The sequence below is a fragment of the Stenotrophomonas sp. YJH_SMC_14-1 genome, assembly GCF_059372275.1.
The window spans coordinates 20,944-38,317 of sequence record NZ_JCAFVK010000008.1 but is presented as its reverse complement, the minus strand read 5'-3'; the positions used below and the strand labels follow the sequence as shown (position 1 = coordinate 38,317).

The window sequence follows — 17,374 nt, the reverse complement described above, 5'->3', positions numbered from 1 at the left end:
AATCAGGGACCTGTAACGGTGACCAGGTGGCGTTCGCCGGCCAGGCCGGGCACCCTCAGCGGGGTCACCTCACGCACCTGCCAGCCAGCCGGCAGTTCCGCGATCTCCTCATGCGGGTAGACACCCTTCATGGCCAGCAGCACGCCACCGGGGCGCAGCAGATGGCCACCGACACGGACGATGCCGGCCAGGGTATCCATTGCGCGCGCGGTCAGCTGGTCGTAACGACCGGCCTCGTCCAGCGCTTCGGCCCGCGATTCGGCCACGCGGGCGTTGCCCAGGCCGAGCTGGCGCACGGCCTCGCGCATGAAGCGCGCCTTCTTGCCGTTGCTCTCCACCAGGGTGACCTGCAGGCCCGGGCAGGCGATCGCCAGCGGGATGCCGGGCAACCCGGGGCCGGTACCGAGGTCGGCCAGGCTGCCATCAGCCACGAACGGCTGCATCGCCAGCGAATCGAGCAGGTGGCGGGTGACCATCTCCTGCGGATCGCGGATGGCGGTGAGGTTGTAGGTGCCGTTCCAGCGGTGCAGCAGGGCCAGGTAGCGCAGCAGCGGCGGCGCCAGCGCGGCGTCCAGGCCCATGCTGGCCAGGCCCTGTTCCAGCGTGGCAGCCACGCTGGCGGGAAGTGGGTGTTCGCTCATGCCGCCATTATCGCCGGTTTTGCGCGCTGATTCCCCGCTTCAGTGCGGATACCAGGCCAACGCCGCACGGAACTGGCCGGTGGCCTGCCATTCGTGCAGGTGCCAGCGCGCGGCCTCGCCCAGTTCCGGGTCGCACCAGCGCAGGTGCAGGGCGCCATCGGCCCCCGGCGCCAGCTGCAGGCGGTGCAGCCCGAACGAGATGCCCTGCCCGTGCGACTTCAGGATCGCCTCCTTGACGCACCATACGCGGAAGAACCAGTGCTCGCGGTCGGCCTCGTCCAGGCGTTCCAGCCAGGCCACCTCCTGCGGGTGGAAGAAGCGCCGCACGATTTCCAGAAGACGCGGCCGCGGCCGCAGCAGTTCCAGGTCCACGCCCAGCCGCACGCCTTCGCCCAGCGCCACCAGCAGCACCTCACCGCTGTGGCTCCAGCCGGTCCCGTAGTGGGCCAACGGGCCGCTCAGCTCCGGCCGGCCCTTGTCATCGCGGACCAGTGGCAGCGTCTGCGGATCGGTGCCCAGCGCCTGCGCCAGTACCTGCCGGGCCTGAGGTTCACCGCGCTGGCCCGGCACGTGCGGACGCCGCCAGACCGTTACCGGACCGAAGCGCCACGGACCGTCGAGGGTGGCTGGCAGGCTCATCCGCACGCGCCCATCACGCAATTGCACGACGGGTTCACAGCCCTGCGCGTCAACTGGTCACAGTTCCCCACCCGAGGTTCGATCATGGGCATCATCATCTGGCTGATCGTCGGCGGCATCGTAGGCTGGCTGGCCAGCATCATCATGAAGCGCGATGCCCAGCAGGGCATCATCCTCAACATCGTGGTCGGCATCGTCGGCGCGCTGATTTCCGGCTGGCTGTTCGGCGGCGGCATCAACGAAGCGATCACCATCCGCACCTTCCTGTTCTCGCTGATCGGCGCGGTGATCCTGCTGGCGATCGTCAACCTGTTCACCCGCAAGAGCATACGGTGATCTGAGGGTAGTGCCGGCCACTGGCCGGCAGATGTTCCAGAACGGGCCCGGCAATCGTCGGGCCCTGTTCGTTCAACCGATCTGCACCCAGGCCGGCGCATGGTCGCTCGGGCGTTCCCAGGTGCGCGGCTCGCGGTCGATGCCCGAGGCCACCGCGCTGCCCTTCAGCGCGTCGGAGACCAGGGTCAGGTCGATGCGCAGGCCCAGGTTGCGGCGGAAGCCGGCGGCACGGTAATCCCACCAGCTGAAGGTGCCCGCCTCGTCGTTGTGCAGGCGGAAGCCATCGTGCAGGCCCAGCTGCAGCAGCTTGTTGAGCGCGCCGCGCTCGGCGGTGGAGGTCAGGATGTGGTTGTCGTTCCACACCTCCGGATCGTGCACATCGCGCGCGTCCGGGGCGATGTTGAAGTCACCCATCACGATCAGCTTCGGATGCCGCTGCAGTTCTTCGGCGATCCAGGCATGCACCGCTTCCAGCCAGCGCAGCTTGTAGTCGTACTTGTCGGTGCCGATGTCCTGGCCATTGACCACGTACAGGTTGATCACCCGCAGGTCGCCGAAGGTACCGGCAATGACGCGCTTCTGTTCGTCCTCGAAGCCGGGAATGCCGATCTGCACGTCCTGCGCCGGCTCACGCGACAGCAGCGCCACGCCGTTGTAGGTCTTCTGGCCGGCGAACACGCTGCGGTAGCCGGCGGCGATCAGCGCAGAATCAGGGAACTTGTGGTCCTCCAGCTTGGTTTCCTGGATACCGACGATGTCCGGGCCGAACTCCCTGAGCCACTGCTCCAGGTGCGGCAGGCGGACATTGAGCGAATTGACGTTCCACGAGGCGATCTTCATGCGGGCATTCTACCCGGGTGCGCTTGGCACGCGTGCCACCCCAGGTGGGCACCCGCCGGTAGTGCCGGCCGCTGGCCGGCAACCCCATGAACCGCCGGCAAGACCCCGCAGTTGCCGGCCAGCGGCCGGCACTACCGAAGCAGCAGCTTCAACAACCCCGCAATCTTTGAGTACGGCGGGCGCAGCCGGTCGCTGGCGGCCCAGCGCGACTGCCACAGCACCGGCAGCCGCTTGCTCATCGCATCGAACCCGGCCCGGCCATGGTACGCGCCCATGCCGCTGGCCCCGACCCCGCCAAACGGCAATCCATCGGCGGCGAAGTGCAGCAGCGTGTCATTCACCGTCACCCCGCCGGCCACCACCTGGCCGAGGATGCGCTCTACCGTCGCCGTGTCGTGGCTGAAGGGATACAGCGCCAGCGGCCGGTCGCGGGACAGCACGTCGGCCAGCGCCGCCTCCAGGTCCGGATAGGCCCGCACCGGCAGGATCGGCCCGAAGATCTCCTCGCGCATCAGGTCCAGGTCGTCCGGCGGGTCCAGCACCACGGTCGGCACCAGCAGGCGCTCGCGGTCGGCGCGCGCGTCGTCCACCTGCGCCAGCGGAATCACCGGCACCCCGCGCTGCCGCGCCTGTGCCAGGTAGCCCTGCAGGCGCCGGTACTGGCCTTCATTGATGATGCGGGTGTAGTCGTCGGCATCGCTGAAGTCGCCATAGCGCTCGCGCACCTGCTGCTGCAGCGCCTGTACGAACTCGCGCTGGCGGACCGTATCGATCAGCACGTAATCCGGCGCGATGCAGGTCTGGCCCGCGTTGAACCACTTGCCGGTGGCCAGCCGCGCGGCGGCTTTGTCCAGCGGGAAATCGCGGCAGACAATCGCCGGCGACTTGCCGCCCAGCTCCAGCGTGACCGGCACCAGATGCTCGGCAGCGGCCGCCATCACCTTGCGACCGACGGCGGTCGAGCCGGTGAACAGCAGATGGTCCAGCGGCAGCGAGGACACCGCCGCCGCCACATCCGCCCCACCCTGCACCACCGCCACGCGATCGGGCGGGAACACACTGGCCAGCAGATCGGCCAGGAATGCGCTGGTGCGTGGTGTGTGTTCCGAGGGCTTCAGCAACACATGGTTGCCGGCGGCAATCGCGGTGGCCAGCGGCACCAGCGCCAGCGTAACCGGGTAATTCCAGGGCGAGATCACCCCGACCACGCCCAGCGGCGTCGGCCGCAGCTGCGCACGCGCCGGCCACAGCTTCCAGCCTGCACCGACCCGCTGCGGCTTCGACCAGCGCCGCAGGTGGCGGCGCAGGTGGTCGATGGCCGACAGCACGCTCATGCCATCGGCCAGTTTCGATTCAACGTGGGCGCGATGGCCGAAATCCTCGGCGATGGCCTGCGCCATTTCGTCCAGGCGTGGCTTCAGCGCCTCGCGCAGGCGGCGCAGGTCAGCTTCGCGCTGGTCCAGCGACGGGCGCTGCGACTGCCAGGCGCTGCGCAGGGTGTGCAGGAGGGCGGGGAGGTCTTCCGGCGTAGTGGCGGTCATGGGCCGACTATACGGGGTGCTGCGCGACGCAAAGGTAGTGTCGGCCGCTGGCCGGCAAGGGCTTCATGTCCGCGGAGATTCATGAGGTTGCCGGCCAGCGGCCGGCATTACCGGATTGCGAGCCGAGTGGGCACGCCCCACAAACAGAAAGGCCGCGGTCTGCACCGCGGCCCTTGAAACCCGGTGGGTGCCGACCGTTGGTCGGCACACCGGTTACTTGGTGATATCCACGTCCTTGGTCTCACGCAGGAACAGGCCGCCGATCACCACCGACATCAGCGCGATGATGATGGGGTACCACAGGCCGTAGTAGAGGTTGCCGGTACCGGCCACCAGCGCGAACGAGATCGCCGGCAGGAAGCCACCGAACCAGCCGTTGCCGATGTGGTACGGCAGCGACATCGAGGTGTAGCGGATGCGGGTCGGGAACAGTTCGACCAGGTAGGCGGCGATCGGGCCGTAGACCATGGTCACGTACAGCACCAGCAGCCACAGCATGAAGATGGTGCCGGCGATGTTGATGCGGGCGCCATCGGCCTTGGCCGGGTAGCCGGCAGTGGTCAGGGCGGTCTTCAGTTCCGCACCGAACGCGTCAGCCTTGGCCTTGCCTTCTTCCTTGGTCAGGCCGGCGGCCTCATACGAGGTGACGCTGGCGCTGCCCACGTTCACCATCGCCAGCGAACCGGCGGCGGCTGGCTGCACGTCGTACGGCACACCAGCCTTGGTCAGTGCGGCGGTGGCCACGTCGCAGGAGCTGGTGAACTTGCGCAGGCCAACCGGATCGAACTGGAACGAGCAGGTAGCCGGATCGGCCACGACCAGGGCCGGCGAGCTGCTGCGGGCTTCTTCGATGGCCGGGTTGGCGAAGTGGGTCAGGCCCTTGAAGATCGGGATGTAGGTGATGGCCGCCAGCAGGCAGCCGGCCAGGATGATCTTCTTGCGGCCGATGCGGTCGGACAGCCAGCCGAAGAAGATGAAGAATGGCGTGCCCAGCGCCAGCGCTGCGGCGATCAGCAGGTAGGAGGTGGTGGCATCGACCTTCAGCATGCTGCTGAGGAAGAACAGCGCGTAGAACTGTCCGCCGTACCAGACCACGGCCTGGCCAGCCGCTGCACCGAGCAGGACCAGCAGCATCAGCTTCAGGTTGCCGCCCTTCAGGCTGTCGCGGAACGGGGTCTTGGAGCCCTTGCCTTCAGCCTTCATCTGCTGGAACAGCGGCGATTCGCTCAGCTGCAGGCGGATCCATACCGAAATGCCCAGCAGCAGGATCGAGACCAGGAACGGAATGCGCCAGCCCCAGGCTTCGAAGGCCTCGTTGCCCAGCGTCATGCGGCAGGCCAGGATGATCAGAAGCGACAGGAACAGGCCGAGCGTGGCGGTGCACTGGATGAAGCTGGTGTACAGGCCACGCTTGTCGTCCGGCGCGTGCTCGGCCACGTAGGTGGCGGCACCGCCGTACTCGCCGCCCATCGCCAGGCCCTGGGCCAGGCGCAGGATGATCAGGATCACCGGTGCGGCGAAACCGATCGAGGCGTAGTTGGGCAGCACGCCGACCAGGAAGGTCGAGATGCCCATGATCAGGATGGTGACCAGGAAGGTGTACTTGCGGCCGATGCGGTCGCCGAGGCTGCCGAAGAAGGCCGCGCCGAACGGACGCACGAAGAAGCCGGCGGCAAACGCCAGCAGGGCGAAGATCATGCCCGTGGTTTCATTGACGCCACTGAAGAACTGCTTGGCGATGATGGCCGCGAGCGAGCCGTACAGGAAGAAGTCATACCACTCGAACACCGTGCCGAGGCTCGATGCGAAGATGACCTTCTTGTGGCCCTTGGTCAGGGTGCCCGCCGCATTGTGCGGGCTGGATGCAGTGCTGGACATGGGACGTTTTCCCTCTGTAGATGCCGACCTTGGTCGGCATTCAATCTCGGTAGGTGCCGGCCGCTGGCCGGCACGCTCTTAGAAGCTGTACTTCGTAGTGAACTGCAATCGGGTGATGTCACCCTTGTTGCCGTTCTCCACTTCGCGACGGCCGTACATCAGCTCGGCGCCGATATCGACCTTGGGCAGCGGCGAGTAGAAGATGTTGCCGCGGATGCTCTGCACGCTCTTGGTCACCAGCGGGCCCAGGATGCTGTCGTTGTCGTAGTCGCTGCGCGCATAGATCAGGTTGGTGCGCAGCTTCGGCGAGAACGCATGCCGCCAGCCCACGTAGCCGGCCAGCACGCCGGTCGGGTTGAGCTCGTCGCGGGCCACGTCATAGGCGCTGTCGGCGGTGATGCCCAGGCCGATGTAGCGGGCGATGCCTTCGCCGCCGGTCAGCTGGTAGTGCAGCGAATCGCTGTCGCCCATCACCCATTTGCCGCCCAGGGTCAGGCCGCCAGCCACCTTGTCGGCCTTGGCGCCGGTGGCCTGGTTGTCGACCTTCAGCTGACGGACGATGCCGCCGACACCGAAGGTGCCCCAGTCACCCTTCCAGCCATAGCGCAGGGTCAGGTCAGGCAGGCTGCCACGGTCGGAGTTGGCGCTGGTGTTGGTCCAGGCGCCGGTGACCGGGTTGCGGGTACCGGTAAGGGTGGTGGTTTCCGGGTTTTCCAGCGCGACGCTGAAGCCACCCTGGGTGTAGCGCACCTGGGCCTGGCGCACGAAGATCACGCCGTCGGTGGGCCCGACGAAGTCGACCGCTTCGGGCAGCGCGGCCGCGTCCATGAAGTTGGACCAGGTCTGGCCTGCCATCCAGTTGTTCCAGTACATGTAGGCGTGGCGCAGGGTCACACCGTAGGTATTGGTGGCGGTCTGGTTGCCCAGCGAGTTGCCGAAGAAGTCCATCTCGAAGAACGCACCGGCCTTGTTGCCCGATTCGCTCACGTTGTCGATGCCCAGGTTGAATCGCGAGAACTTGGCATGGGCGTTGAAGTCGGTGCCCGAACGCTTGCCGCTGCCGCCGGCGCCTTCCACCGGGGTCTGGCCCGGCAGGTACAGCGAGCGGCCGGTGGCGTCGTCGGCCAGCTGGCCATCGCTGGTCTGGGTGGCCAGGAAGTCGGCCTTGATGAAGCCGCCGATCTTGACCGTGGTACCCGGCGCGGCGCCCGGGGTGATGGTGGTGACCTGGATCGGCTGCTTGCCGGCCGGCACCGAAGCAACCGGCTTCTGCCCGGCCTGCACCGTGCGCACTTCGGTCACCGCCTGCTGGGTCTGGCTGATCTGGGTCTGTTGTTGTTGCTGCGAAGACAGCAGCAGCTGGACCTGGCGTTCCAGTTCGGCAACGCGTGCTTCCAGTGCCTTCTCTTTGGCGGTCTCAGCGAACGCCATGCCCGGTGCGACCAGGGCGACCAACAGGCAGGCCGCCAAAGGTGTGCGCACGGCTTTCAACGTACGGTGGCTCATGTTGCCCTCTCTCCCAAGTGGCAAGGTGATGCCGCGCGTGGGGCACGGTCGAGCCGAGACTGCGGGGCGATTATGTATAGCGGCTATTCGCCATTGGTCGAACCCGGCCCTGCTGGGCGCTCACTTTCGACCATGGTCTAACCAGAGTGGTGACGCGGCCGGGGGTGGATGGGGCAAACTGAGGGGGATCGGTCGCTGCGATGCTGCGACCGCACATACAAAGTCAACGTGCAAGTGAGGGTGCCATGGCTGATATCTACCCCGTCGATCCGCAGTTCGCCGCCAAGGCACGCATCGACAAGACGTCGTACGAACAGCAGTACCAGGCGTCGGTGACCGACCCGGATGGTTTCTGGGGCAAGGCCGCCGAGCGCCTGCAATGGATGCGCAAGCCGACCAGGATCAAGAACGTCAGCTACGACCTGTCCGACTTCCACATCAAGTGGTTCGAAGATGGCGAGCTCAATGCCAGCGTGAACTGCCTGGATCGCCAGCTGGAAACGCGCGGCGACAAGACCGCCCTGCTGTTCGAGCCGGACGGCCCGGATGCACCGGCCCAGCACGTGACCTACCGCGAGCTGTACGAGCGCACCTGCCGCCTCGGCAATGCACTGCGCAATCTCGGCGTCAAGAAGGGCGACCGCGTCACCATCTACCTGCCGATGATCGTCGACGCCGCCGTGGCCATGCTGGCCTGCGCGCGCATCGGTGCGATCCACTCGGTGGTGTTCGGTGGCTTCGCGCCGAACTCGATCGCCGACCGCGTCAGCGACTGCCAGAGCAAGCTGATCATCACCGCCGACGAGGGCCTGCGCGGTGGCCGCAGGATTCCGCTGAAGGCCAACGTTGATGCCGCGCTGAAGCTGCCGGGCACCAATACCGTGGAAACCGTGCTGGTGGTGCGCCACACCGGCGGTGCGGTGGACATGCAGGCCCCGCGCGACCGCTGGTTCCACGATGTGGTGGACAGCCAGCCGGCCACCTGCGAACCGGAACGCATGAACGCGGAAGACCCGCTGTTCATCCTCTACACCTCCGGTTCCACTGGCAAGCCGAAGGGCGTGCTGCACACCACCGGCGGTTACCTGCTGTACGCGGCCTACACCCATGAAGCGGTGTTCGACCTGCGCGAGGACGACATCTACTGGTGCACCGCCGACGTCGGCTGGGTCACCGGCCACAGCTACATCGTGTACGGGCCGCTGGCCAACGGCGCGACCTCGCTGATGTTCGAAGGCGTGCCGAACTACCCGGACACCTCGCGTTTCTGGAACGTCATCGACAAGCACAAGGTGACCATCTTCTACACCGCCCCGACCGCCATCCGCGCGCTGATGCGCGAAGGCGAGGAGCCGGTGAAGAAGACCTCGCGCGCCTCGCTGCGCCTGCTCGGCAGCGTCGGCGAGCCGATCAATCCGGAAGCCTGGCGCTGGTACTACGAGGTGGTTGGCGACAGCCGCTGCCCGATCGTCGATACCTGGTGGCAGACCGAAACCGGCGGCATCCTGATCTCGCCGCTGGCCGGCGCGATGGATCTCAAGCCGGGGTCGGCCACCCTGCCCTTCTTCGGCGTGCAGCCGGCGCTGGTCAATGCCGATGGCGAGATCCAGGACGGCCCGACCGAGGGCAACCTGATCATCCGCGATTCCTGGCCGGGCCAGATGCGCACGGTGTACGGCGACCACCAGCGTTTCATCGATACGTATTTCCGTACCTACCCGGGCAGCTACTTCACCGGCGACGGTTGCCGACGCGACGAGGACGGCTACTACTGGATCACCGGCCGCGTCGACGATGTGATCAACGTGTCCGGCCACCGCATCGGCACCGCCGAAGTGGAAAGCGCGCTGGTTTCGCACCCGAAGGTGGCCGAGGCGGCCGTGGTCGGCTTCCCGCACGACGTCAAGGGCCAGGGCATCTACGCCTACGTCACCCTGGTGGCCGAAGAGGCACCGAGCGATGAGCTGCACAAGGAGCTGATTGCCTGGGTGCGCAAGGAGATCGGCCCGATCGCCACGCCCGACCACCTGCAGTGGGCACCGGGCCTGCCGAAGACCCGCTCGGGCAAGATCATGCGCCGCATCCTGCGCAAGATCGCCGAGAACGCGCCCGACCAGCTTGGCGACACCTCGACCCTGGCCGATCCGTCGGTGGTGGCGTCGCTGGTGGACGAACGCAAGGTGCGCTGACGTACGACCGGGGTCGGATCCCTTTCCGCAAGGAAAGGGCTCTGACCCCATCTGCTTTCCCTCACGGTTCCCCCCGACCATGACCACCCTCCTGATTGCCGATGACCACCCGCTGTTCCGCGAAGCCCTGCGCGGCGCCGTGCAGCGGGTCATCCCCGGCGTGCAGCTGTTCGAGGCAGACAGCGTGGAAGCGCTGTACGCGCTGGCCGACCAGCACAACGACGCCGACCTGGTCCTGATGGATCTCAACATGCCCGGTGCGCAGGGTTTCAATGCACTGGTGCACATGCGCTCGCTGCATCCGCACCTGCCGGTGGTAGTGGTGTCCGCGCGCGAAGAGGCGACGGTGATGCGCCGCGCGCTCGACCACGGCGCGCTGGGCTTCATTCCGAAGTCTGCGGATTCGGACACCATCGGCCACGCACTGGGCACCATCCTCGATGGCGAGACCTGGGCGCCGCCGGAAGCGCACAACGTGCCGCCCACCGAGCGCGAGGAACGCGAAGTCGGCCAGCGACTGCGCGAGCTGACCCCGCAACAGTTCCGTGTGTTGCAGATGCTGGGCGCAGGCCGCTTGAACAAGCAGATCGCTTACGACCTCAACGTCTCCGAAGCGACGATCAAGGCCCACGTCACCGCCATCCTGCGCAAGCTGGGCGTGACCAACCGCACCCAGGCCGTGCTGATGGCCGGCAAGCTGGCGATCGACGACGACGCCATCGTGCTGCCGCCGGAAGAAGACTGACGGTAGTGCCGGCCGCTGGCCGGCAATCGCCTTCAGCCCCTGAAATCACCCGAAACCGCTTCGGTAGGTGCCAAGCTTGCGTGGCACGCTCTCGCCGTTGCGCATGCCGGCCAGCGGCCGGCACTACCAGGCACCGCTGCGCCCACGATATAGCCTTCGCTATACAAACCAGCCGTGCCTGCGCGTTTCGCTGGAAATGCGCCACGCGCGAATCGCGATGCTAAGCTTCGCGTCCCCTTGGGGAGTAGCCGGATTCCTTTGCAGGAATCGTCCACGTCAACATACTCGGCCGGTGCGCCGTGGCGTGGACAACCATGATGGTTGGCGAGACCAGCGGCCCGCGCGCGCAACGTCAGGTTGGGCGCGAGCGCAGGCCGTGCGTCCGTCCTAGCCCGACCTCAGCAGCTGCCCATGTCCCCCATTTCGATCCTCCTGATCGGCTTTGCCATGTCCACCGATGCCTTCGCTGCGGCGATCGGCAAGGGTGCGGCCATGCGCAAGCCGGTGTTCCGCGATGCACTGCGGGCCGGCATCATCTTCGGCGTCATCGAGGCGATCACGCCCATCATCGGCTGGCTGCTCGGCCGCGCCGCGCTGCAGTACGTCGAAGCCTTCGACCACTGGATCGCCTTCGGCCTGCTCGGCGCACTGGGCATCCACATGATCTACAACGGCCTGCGCCCGGAAAGTGCCGACGAGGACGAAGACCCCTCCCAGCACCATGGCTTCTGGAAGCTGGCGTTGACCGGTTTCGCCACCAGCATCGACGCGATGGCGGTGGGCATCGGCCTGGCCTTCATGGACGTGCATATCGGCGTGATGGCCGCGGTCATCGGCCTGTGCACGCTGACCATGGTCACCGTCGGCATCATGCTCGGCCGCGTGCTGGGCAGCATGGTCGGCAAGCGTGCCGAGATCATCGGTGGCGTGATCCTGGTGATCATCGGCGCGACGATCCTGTACGAGCACCTGCACGGCGTGGGGTAACGCTTCCGCGATTACGTGGTTGCCGGCCAGCGGCCGGCACTACCTGACGTCACATCCACGCATGGCGTGGATCTACTGCCAGGCCGATGAAGCTTTGGTAGATGCCAGGCTTGCCTGGCATGGTTTCACGTCGTGGTTGCCGGCCAGCGGCCGGCACTACTGCGCGTCGCGCAGCGCGCCGAGGAAGGCGCGCAGCGAGGCCGGCTTGATCGGCTTGGTCAGCACGCGATAGCCACGCTCGCGCGCCATCCGCTTCAGCTCGTCGCGACCATCGGCGGTCAGCAGCGCACCCGGCAGCGGGTAACCGGCGGCTTCACGCAGCGCCACCAACGCATCCAGGCCGTCCATGCGGTCGTGCAGGTGGTAGTCCACCAGCATCACCTGCGGCCGCTCGGCCACCTTCTCCAACGCCTGATCCACCGTCGATGCCGTGATCACCTGCACCTGCCAACGGCCGAGCAGTGCGCGCATGCCGTCGAGGATCTCCTCGTCGTTGTCCACGCACAGCACGCGCAGGCCCGCCAGCGAATCGCTGCGTACCGGTGCGGCCACCGCCTGTACCGGCGTGGCCAGTTCGGTGTAACCCGGCAATGGTGCCACCCGCGGCAGGATGATCGAGAACATCGATCCCTTGCCAACCCGGCTGCGCGCATTGAGGCGATGGTCAAGCAGACGCGAGATGCGCTGGCAGATCGACAGGCCCAGACCCAGGCCCTGCTCGCCCCAGTCGAACGGCTGCTGGTAGCGGTGGAACTCGTCGAAGATCTGCCGCATGTGGTGCTCGGGAATGCCGGGCCCGGTATCCCAGACCTGCAGCTCCACTTCGTCGCCGCGCTGGCGCACGGCCAGCACGATGCGTCCCTGGCGGGTGTAACGCAGCGCATTGGCCAGGAAGTTCTGCAGCACGCGGCGCAGCAGGCGGCGATCACTGCGCACCCATGCCGGTCGCGCGAACAGGTCCAGGCGCAGGCCACGGCCGGCGGCGACCGGGGTGTACTGCGCGGCCAGCTCACGCATCAACGCACTCACGTCGAACTCGCCGATCACCGGGTGCAGGCCACCGGCATCCAGCCGCGACACATCCAGCAGGCCATCGAGCAGCTCTTCGGCCGCACGCAACGACGCATCCACACGCTCGGCCAGGTGCTTCTGCTCATCGCTCACGTGATCGCTGTCGCGCAGCGCGGAAGCGAACAGGCGTGCGGCGTTCAGTGGCTGCAGCACGTCATGGCTGATCGCCGCCAGGAAGCGGGTCTTCGACTGCTGCGCGACCTCGGCCTCATGCGAACGCTCGGCCACGCGCTGTTCCAGCGTTTCGTTGGCTTCCAGCAGGGCCTTTTCCGCGTGCTTGTAGTCGGTGATGTCGTTGTAGCTGGTCACGTAACCGCCGCCGGGCAGCGCCTGGCCACGCATCTCGATCACCTTGCCATCGCTGCGGGTGCGCTCGAACACGTGCGGTGACCCCGCGCGCATGTAGCCGATGCGTCGATTGATCTGGACTTCGATATCACCCTCGCCCAGCTCGCCGCGCTCGGCGTTGTAGCGGATCAGGTCGGCCACCGGGCGACCTACGTAGAGCATGCCGTCGGGGTAGCCGAACATGTCCTGGTAACGACGATTCCATGCGGTCAGGCGCATGTCCGGATCGACCACGCTGACCCCGGCGCTGATGTTCTCCAGCGTGGTCGACAGGATCTCGCGGTTGAAGCGCAGTTCCTGCCCGGCTTCGTCCAGCACCGCCACCACTTCGCCCAGGTCCATGCCCGAGCCGCGCAGCAGGCTGGTCAGCAGCAGGCGCGCCGAGGCCGCACCAATCGACGCGGCCAGCAGGCGTTCGGTGAACTGCACCCACGGCCGGTCGGCCGGCGCCGAGGATTGCAGCTCGCGGCCCAGCGACTGTGCCTGCTCGAAGAACGAGCGCCGCGCATGGCGCTCGCCGACCACGCGCGAAGCCAGTGCCAGCAGGTCGCCCACATGCACATGACCGGGCCAGCCACCGGCCACCGACGGGCGCTCGGCATACGGGTCGAGGAACGGCGCGGCGCGCAGCCGCTCGTCCACACCGGGCCGCCAGCGTGCGGACACCAGCATCATCGTCGCCGCATTGACCAGCAGCGACCAGAACGTGCCATGGGTGAGCGGGTCCCAGCCGGTCATGCCGAACAGCTGCTGCGGGCGCAGCCACTCGATGCCGAACGGGCCGTGCTGCACCCAGCCAGCATCGACCCAGCCGGCCATGGTCATCGCCGGCAGCAGCAGGGTGTACAGCCAGGTGGCGAAGCCCAGCAGCATGCCCACCTCGACACCACGCCGGCTCGCGCCGCGCCAGTACAGGCCGCCGATCAGCCCGGGCGCGAACTGCGCCACTGCCGCGAACGCCATCAGGCCGTACGAGGCCAGCGTGCTGTCGTTGCTGCTGGTGCGGTAGTAGCTGTACGCCATCAGCGCCAGCAGCAGGATCGCCAGGCGGCGGATCCACAGCACGCGCGAGGCAACGTCGGCGGCTTCCTGATGGTCGCCACTGCGGCGCAGCAGCACCGGCATCACCAGGTCGTTGCTGACCATGGTGGCCAGCGCAATGGACGACACGATGACCATGCCGGTGGCGGCGGAGAAGCCGCCCACATAGGCAATCAGCGCCAGCGCGTTGCGGCCTTCGGCCAGCGGCAGGGCCAGCACCATCGAGTCGTCGGCGACGCTGCCGCCGGTGCCGAACAGGGTCACGCCGGCGGTGGCGATCGGCAGCACCATGCCCGAGATCAGTACCAGGTAGCCACCGAACATCCAGCGCGCGCGGCGTACGTCGCGCACGTCACCGCACTCGACCACGGCCACGTGGAACTGGCGTGGCAGGCAGATGATGGCCAGGAAGCTGAGCAGGGTCTGCGAGATGAAGCCCACCGGCGGCAGGCCGGTGAACAGCGTATGCACCGACTCGACCACCGCATCGGTGCGGTTGCTCAGCCACAGGTAGGCGAACACGCCCACGGCCAGCATCGCCAGCAGCTTGATCACCGATTCGAAGGCGATCGCCAGCATCATGCCGTGGTGGTGCTCGGTGGCGTCGACCTGGCGGGTGCCGAACAGGGTGGCGAACAGCGCCATCAGCAGCGCCACGTACAGCGCCGGATCGGTGAAGAAGCCGGTCGGGCCGCTGTTGCCGGTCAGCACCTGCAGGCTCATCGCCACCGCTTTGTACTGCAGGGCCAGGTACGGAATGATGCCGATCAGGGCGATGATCGCCACCAGTGCGGCCAACCGCCGCGAGCGGCCGAAGCGCGAGGAGATGAAATCGGCGATGGAGACCACGTTCTGGCTGCGGGCGATCAGCGCCAGGCGTTCGATGATGCGCCAGCCGAACAACAGCAGCAGCAACGGACCGATATAGATCGGCAGGTAGCCGATGCCGTTGCGCACGGCCGTACCCACCGCGCCGTAGAAGGTCCACGACGAGCAGTACACGGCCAGCGCCAGGCTGTACACCACCGGCCGCAGCCACGGCCGGTCGGGATACATCGGCCGGCGGTCACCCCACCACGCCACGCCGAACAGCAGCGCTGCATAGGCAACCGAGACGAGCAGCAAGATCCAGCTGGAGACCACGCGTGCGTTTCCGTCGGAAGAACCCGCAGTGTAGGCCAGGCATGGCCGGGGGTGCGGGCTCGTTGGGAGCAACCACCCCCACCAAGGTGGGGGCCTACGCGGTGCGGGCCACGACCGTTGGTCGTGGCCGGCTTCTTATTGGGCCGGCACGCCCATTTCCTTCAGCAGCTCGGGCGCCGGGTAGACCTTGGCCAGCAGCCAGCGCAGGTAGCGCATGTCCACGTGCACAGCGCGCTTGTAGCGCGGATCGAACCACCAGCTGGCGCTGACCGATTCCCAGTTGCTGTCGAAGTTCAGGCCGATCAGTTCACCCTTGGCGTTGAGCACTGGCGAGCCGGAGTTGCCGCCGGTGGTATCCAGGTTGGTCAGGAAGTTGACCGTCTGGGTCTTCAGCGCCGGGGCGGCGGTGCTGCCGAAGTCACCCTTGGCAATCGCCGCCAGCAGCGGCTTGGGCGCATCGAACGGATAGGCGTTGGTGTTCTTCTCGACGATGCCGGCCACGGTGGTCACCGGCGAGTAGGTCACGCCATCGCGCGGGTGCAGCGCCTCGACCTTGCCGTAGCTGATGCGCAGGGTGCGGTTGGCATCCGGGTACACGGCGCGGCCCTGCTTGGCACGCCAGGCGAACAGCGCCTGCATGTAGGCGGGGCGCAGGCGCAGCTGCTCGCCTTCGCGGGTCTTGCTCTCGTTCTCGATGCGCAGCTGCGCGGCCACCAGCGGGCCGGCCACGGCGATCAGCGGATCGGCGGCCAGCGCCTTGCCTTCGCGTGCGGCAGCGAAACGCGACAGGCGCTGCGCCTCGTCACCCAGCTGGGTGCCCGCATACAGGGTGTCCAGCGCCTTGGCCAGCTGCTGCGGGGTACGGCCGAAGGCCGCGTCGAACTCGGCCACGCGCTGCGCGTCCGGCAGCTGCTGGTAGCGGGTCAGCAGGGTGGTCAGCAGCGCCTTCTCGACCTCCGGTGCGTAACGGCGCTGGACCTGCTTGAGCACGCCTTCGATCATCGCTTGGTCGCGCTGCTGGTAGCCGCTTTCGCGCTGCGCGTCCGGCTTGGCCGATTCGATGCGCAGGCGCTCCAGCAGCAACGCCGAACGCAGCAGCTGGCTCTGCGCGGCCATCTGCTCCAGCAGCAGGTCGCGCTCGCCCACCGCCGCGCCCTGCGACAGGTTGGCCAGCAACGCCTTGATGTCGCCCTGGTACTTGCGGTCGGTGGCAGCGAGCATCGCCGTCTCGTCGGCGGCACGCTGGGCCTTGGCGTCGCTGCGCAGCAGGCCTTCCAGCTCACCGGCAGCGCGCTTGCGGTTGTTCTTCAACGACTGCAGCTGCGAGGCGTAGCGGGTGCGCGCCTGTGCATCCTTGGCGCTGGCGGCCTCGATGGTGTCGATCATCTGCTGGAACACCGATACGCGGCGCGGCAGCACGGTATCGATCTGGCCAGCGAATTCGGCCGCGGTACGATGGCGGTAGGTGATGCCCGGGTAACCGGCCAGCATCGCGTAGTCGCCTTCCTTCGGGCCTTCCACCGACATCTGCAGGTGTGCCGGCGCCTGGTAGGGCACGTTGTCCTTGCTGTAGGCGGCCGGCTTGCCGTCCTTGCCCACGTAGGCGCGCAGCAGGGTGAAGTCACCGGTGTGGCGCGGCCACATGAAGTTGTCGATCTCGTCGCCGTAGTTGCCGATCGCGCGCGGCGGCGCGTACACCAGGCGCACGTCGCTCAGTTCCAGCTGGGCGATCCGGTAGAAATCGGTGCCGTAGTACATGTTGGCCACCGAGCAGCGCACGCTGCCGTCCTTCTCGCACTCGGCCACGATCTGCTTGCTGGCCGCGTCCACGGCGTCGAAGTAGGCACGGCCGGTCTTGCCACGGGCCTGCGCCAGCACCTGGTCGGTCACCTTGTCGAAGCCGACGGTAACCAGCACGCGGAAGTCCGGGTTGGCCGGGCGCTCGTCGGCACGGCCGTTGGCGATGAAGCCACCAGTGATCAGGTCGTGCTCGGGCGAGCTGTTGTACTGGATCACGCCCATCGCCACGTGGTGGTTGGTCAGCAGCAGGCCGTCGGCGGACACGAACGAACCGGTACCACCACCGGCGCGCACCACGGCGCTCAGCGGCGGCGCGGTGACATTGGCCAGGTCGGCCGGATTGCCCTTGAAACCTGCGGCCTGCAGCGGCTTGGCCAGCTCCGGCAGCTGCGTCGGCATCCACATGCCTTCATCGGCGTGGGCACCGGCGGCGAGGGTCAGGCCCAGGGCCAGGGCGGTGGGAAGGGCTTTGCGTGATGACATGAGGCAATCCGGTACGACAGAACAGCCCGGGACCATAGCCGCTGGGGCCGGATGGGGCAACGGCCGATGGTTGGGGGTACTGCCTTTTCGCGTCGCACGCCGCCGGATACGCTATTGAATCCGGAATCACGCAGGGCGTGCTCTTTGAATTCCCGACCCCAAACAATCCAGATCTTTCTCCCACAT

The 17,374-nt window shown here is 67.2% G+C and carries 12 protein-coding genes and 1 riboswitch; of the genes, 4 read left to right on the top strand and 8 right to left on the bottom strand.

Features of this window, described 5'->3' with window-relative positions; translation table 11 throughout:
- Positions 1–2 precede the first annotated feature (2 nt).
- Entirely contained in the window at positions 3–641 is a 639-nt protein-coding gene (rsmG, locus tag AC5P9P_RS16315; RefSeq protein ID WP_495232956.1) for a 16S rRNA (guanine(527)-N(7))-methyltransferase RsmG, read from the bottom strand.
- A 39-nt stretch (positions 642–680) separates the two neighbouring features.
- Positions 681–1,280 (bottom strand): 4'-phosphopantetheinyl transferase family protein, encoded by a 600-nt coding sequence (locus AC5P9P_RS16310; protein ID WP_049403623.1) that lies wholly within the window; start codon positions 1,278–1,280, stop codon positions 681–683.
- Positions 1,281–1,364: 84 nt separating this feature from the next.
- Here AC5P9P_RS16310 and AC5P9P_RS16305 point away from each other — a divergent pair, with 84 nt between their 5' ends.
- Entirely contained in the window at positions 1,365–1,616 is a 252-nt protein-coding gene (locus AC5P9P_RS16305; RefSeq protein WP_005411656.1) for a GlsB/YeaQ/YmgE family stress response membrane protein, read from the top strand.
- Positions 1,617–1,688: 72 nt separating this feature from the next.
- Here AC5P9P_RS16305 and xth read toward each other — a convergent pair whose 3' ends face one another.
- The 4 genes from xth to AC5P9P_RS16285 all read right to left on the bottom strand — a co-directional run bounded on the left by xth (position 1,689) and on the right by AC5P9P_RS16285 (position 7,381).
- Positions 1,689–2,456 (bottom strand): exodeoxyribonuclease III, encoded by a 768-nt coding sequence (gene xth / locus AC5P9P_RS16300; RefSeq protein ID WP_033835352.1) that lies wholly within the window; start codon positions 2,454–2,456, stop codon positions 1,689–1,691.
- Between the two features lie 131 nt (positions 2,457–2,587).
- Entirely contained in the window at positions 2,588–3,997 is a 1,410-nt protein-coding gene (locus AC5P9P_RS16295; protein WP_049403622.1) for a coniferyl aldehyde dehydrogenase, read from the bottom strand.
- 213 nt (positions 3,998–4,210) lie between these two features.
- Positions 4,211–5,875: an MFS transporter gene (locus AC5P9P_RS16290; protein WP_033835354.1), complete on the bottom strand. Its 1,665-nt coding sequence runs from the start codon at positions 5,873–5,875 to the stop codon at positions 4,211–4,213.
- A 78-nt stretch (positions 5,876–5,953) separates the two neighbouring features.
- Positions 5,954–7,381 carry a DcaP family trimeric outer membrane transporter gene (locus tag AC5P9P_RS16285; protein WP_005411660.1) on the bottom strand — a complete coding sequence of 476 codons (1,428 nt, stop codon included), beginning with the start codon at positions 7,379–7,381 and terminating at the stop codon, positions 5,954–5,956.
- A gap of 245 nt (positions 7,382–7,626) precedes the next feature.
- Between AC5P9P_RS16285 and acs the strand changes: the two genes are divergently transcribed.
- The 3 genes from acs to AC5P9P_RS16270 all read left to right on the top strand — a co-directional run bounded on the left by acs (position 7,627) and on the right by AC5P9P_RS16270 (position 11,302).
- The gene (acs, locus tag AC5P9P_RS16280; protein ID WP_005411661.1) at positions 7,627–9,570 is read left to right on the top strand and encodes an acetate--CoA ligase; all 1,944 of its coding nucleotides are present in this window, start codon (positions 7,627–7,629) and stop codon (positions 9,568–9,570) included.
- Between the two features lie 79 nt (positions 9,571–9,649).
- Positions 9,650–10,315 (top strand): response regulator transcription factor, encoded by a 666-nt coding sequence (locus AC5P9P_RS16275; RefSeq protein ID WP_005411662.1) that lies wholly within the window; start codon positions 9,650–9,652, stop codon positions 10,313–10,315.
- A gap of 233 nt (positions 10,316–10,548) precedes the next feature.
- A riboswitch (yybP-ykoY riboswitch) is annotated at positions 10,549–10,638 on the top strand.
- A gap of 88 nt (positions 10,639–10,726) precedes the next feature.
- Entirely contained in the window at positions 10,727–11,302 is a 576-nt protein-coding gene (locus AC5P9P_RS16270) for a manganese efflux pump MntP (protein ID WP_033835355.1), read from the top strand.
- Positions 11,303–11,458: 156 nt separating this feature from the next.
- On the opposite strand, the gene AC5P9P_RS16265 is transcribed toward AC5P9P_RS16270, so the two are convergent.
- Both AC5P9P_RS16265 and AC5P9P_RS16260 read right to left on the bottom strand, forming a co-directional pair.
- Positions 11,459–14,905, bottom strand: a complete 3,447-nt coding sequence (locus tag AC5P9P_RS16265; protein WP_043034414.1) for a hybrid sensor histidine kinase/response regulator — start codon at positions 14,903–14,905, stop codon at positions 11,459–11,461.
- A 135-nt stretch (positions 14,906–15,040) separates the two neighbouring features.
- Positions 15,041–17,188 carry a S46 family peptidase gene (locus AC5P9P_RS16260; RefSeq protein ID WP_049403620.1) on the bottom strand — a complete coding sequence of 716 codons (2,148 nt, stop codon included), beginning with the start codon at positions 17,186–17,188 and terminating at the stop codon, positions 15,041–15,043.
- Positions 17,189–17,374 lie beyond the last annotated feature (186 nt).

Excerpts from the sequence above, each read along its gene's own strand:
- rsmG (WP_495232956.1), bottom strand. The coding sequence starts at position 641 with ATGAGCGAACACCCACTTCCCGCCAGCGTGGCTGCCACGCTGGAACAG.
- AC5P9P_RS16310 (WP_049403623.1), bottom strand. The coding sequence starts at position 1,280 with ATGAGCCTGCCAGCCACCCTCGACGGTCCGTGGCGCTTCGGTCCGGTA.
- AC5P9P_RS16305 (WP_005411656.1), top strand. The coding sequence starts at position 1,365 with ATGGGCATCATCATCTGGCTGATCGTCGGCGGCATCGTAGGCTGGCTG.
- xth (WP_033835352.1), bottom strand. The coding sequence starts at position 2,456 with ATGAAGATCGCCTCGTGGAACGTCAATTCGCTCAATGTCCGCCTGCCG.
- AC5P9P_RS16295 (WP_049403622.1), bottom strand. The coding sequence starts at position 3,997 with ATGACCGCCACTACGCCGGAAGACCTCCCCGCCCTCCTGCACACCCTG.
- AC5P9P_RS16290 (WP_033835354.1), bottom strand. The coding sequence starts at position 5,875 with ATGTCCAGCACTGCATCCAGCCCGCACAATGCGGCGGGCACCCTGACC.
- AC5P9P_RS16285 (WP_005411660.1), bottom strand. The coding sequence starts at position 7,381 with ATGAGCCACCGTACGTTGAAAGCCGTGCGCACACCTTTGGCGGCCTGC.
- acs (WP_005411661.1), top strand. The coding sequence starts at position 7,627 with ATGGCTGATATCTACCCCGTCGATCCGCAGTTCGCCGCCAAGGCACGC.
- AC5P9P_RS16275 (WP_005411662.1), top strand. The coding sequence starts at position 9,650 with ATGACCACCCTCCTGATTGCCGATGACCACCCGCTGTTCCGCGAAGCC.
- AC5P9P_RS16270 (WP_033835355.1), top strand. The coding sequence starts at position 10,727 with ATGTCCCCCATTTCGATCCTCCTGATCGGCTTTGCCATGTCCACCGAT.
- AC5P9P_RS16260 (WP_049403620.1), bottom strand. The coding sequence starts at position 17,188 with ATGTCATCACGCAAAGCCCTTCCCACCGCCCTGGCCCTGGGCCTGACC.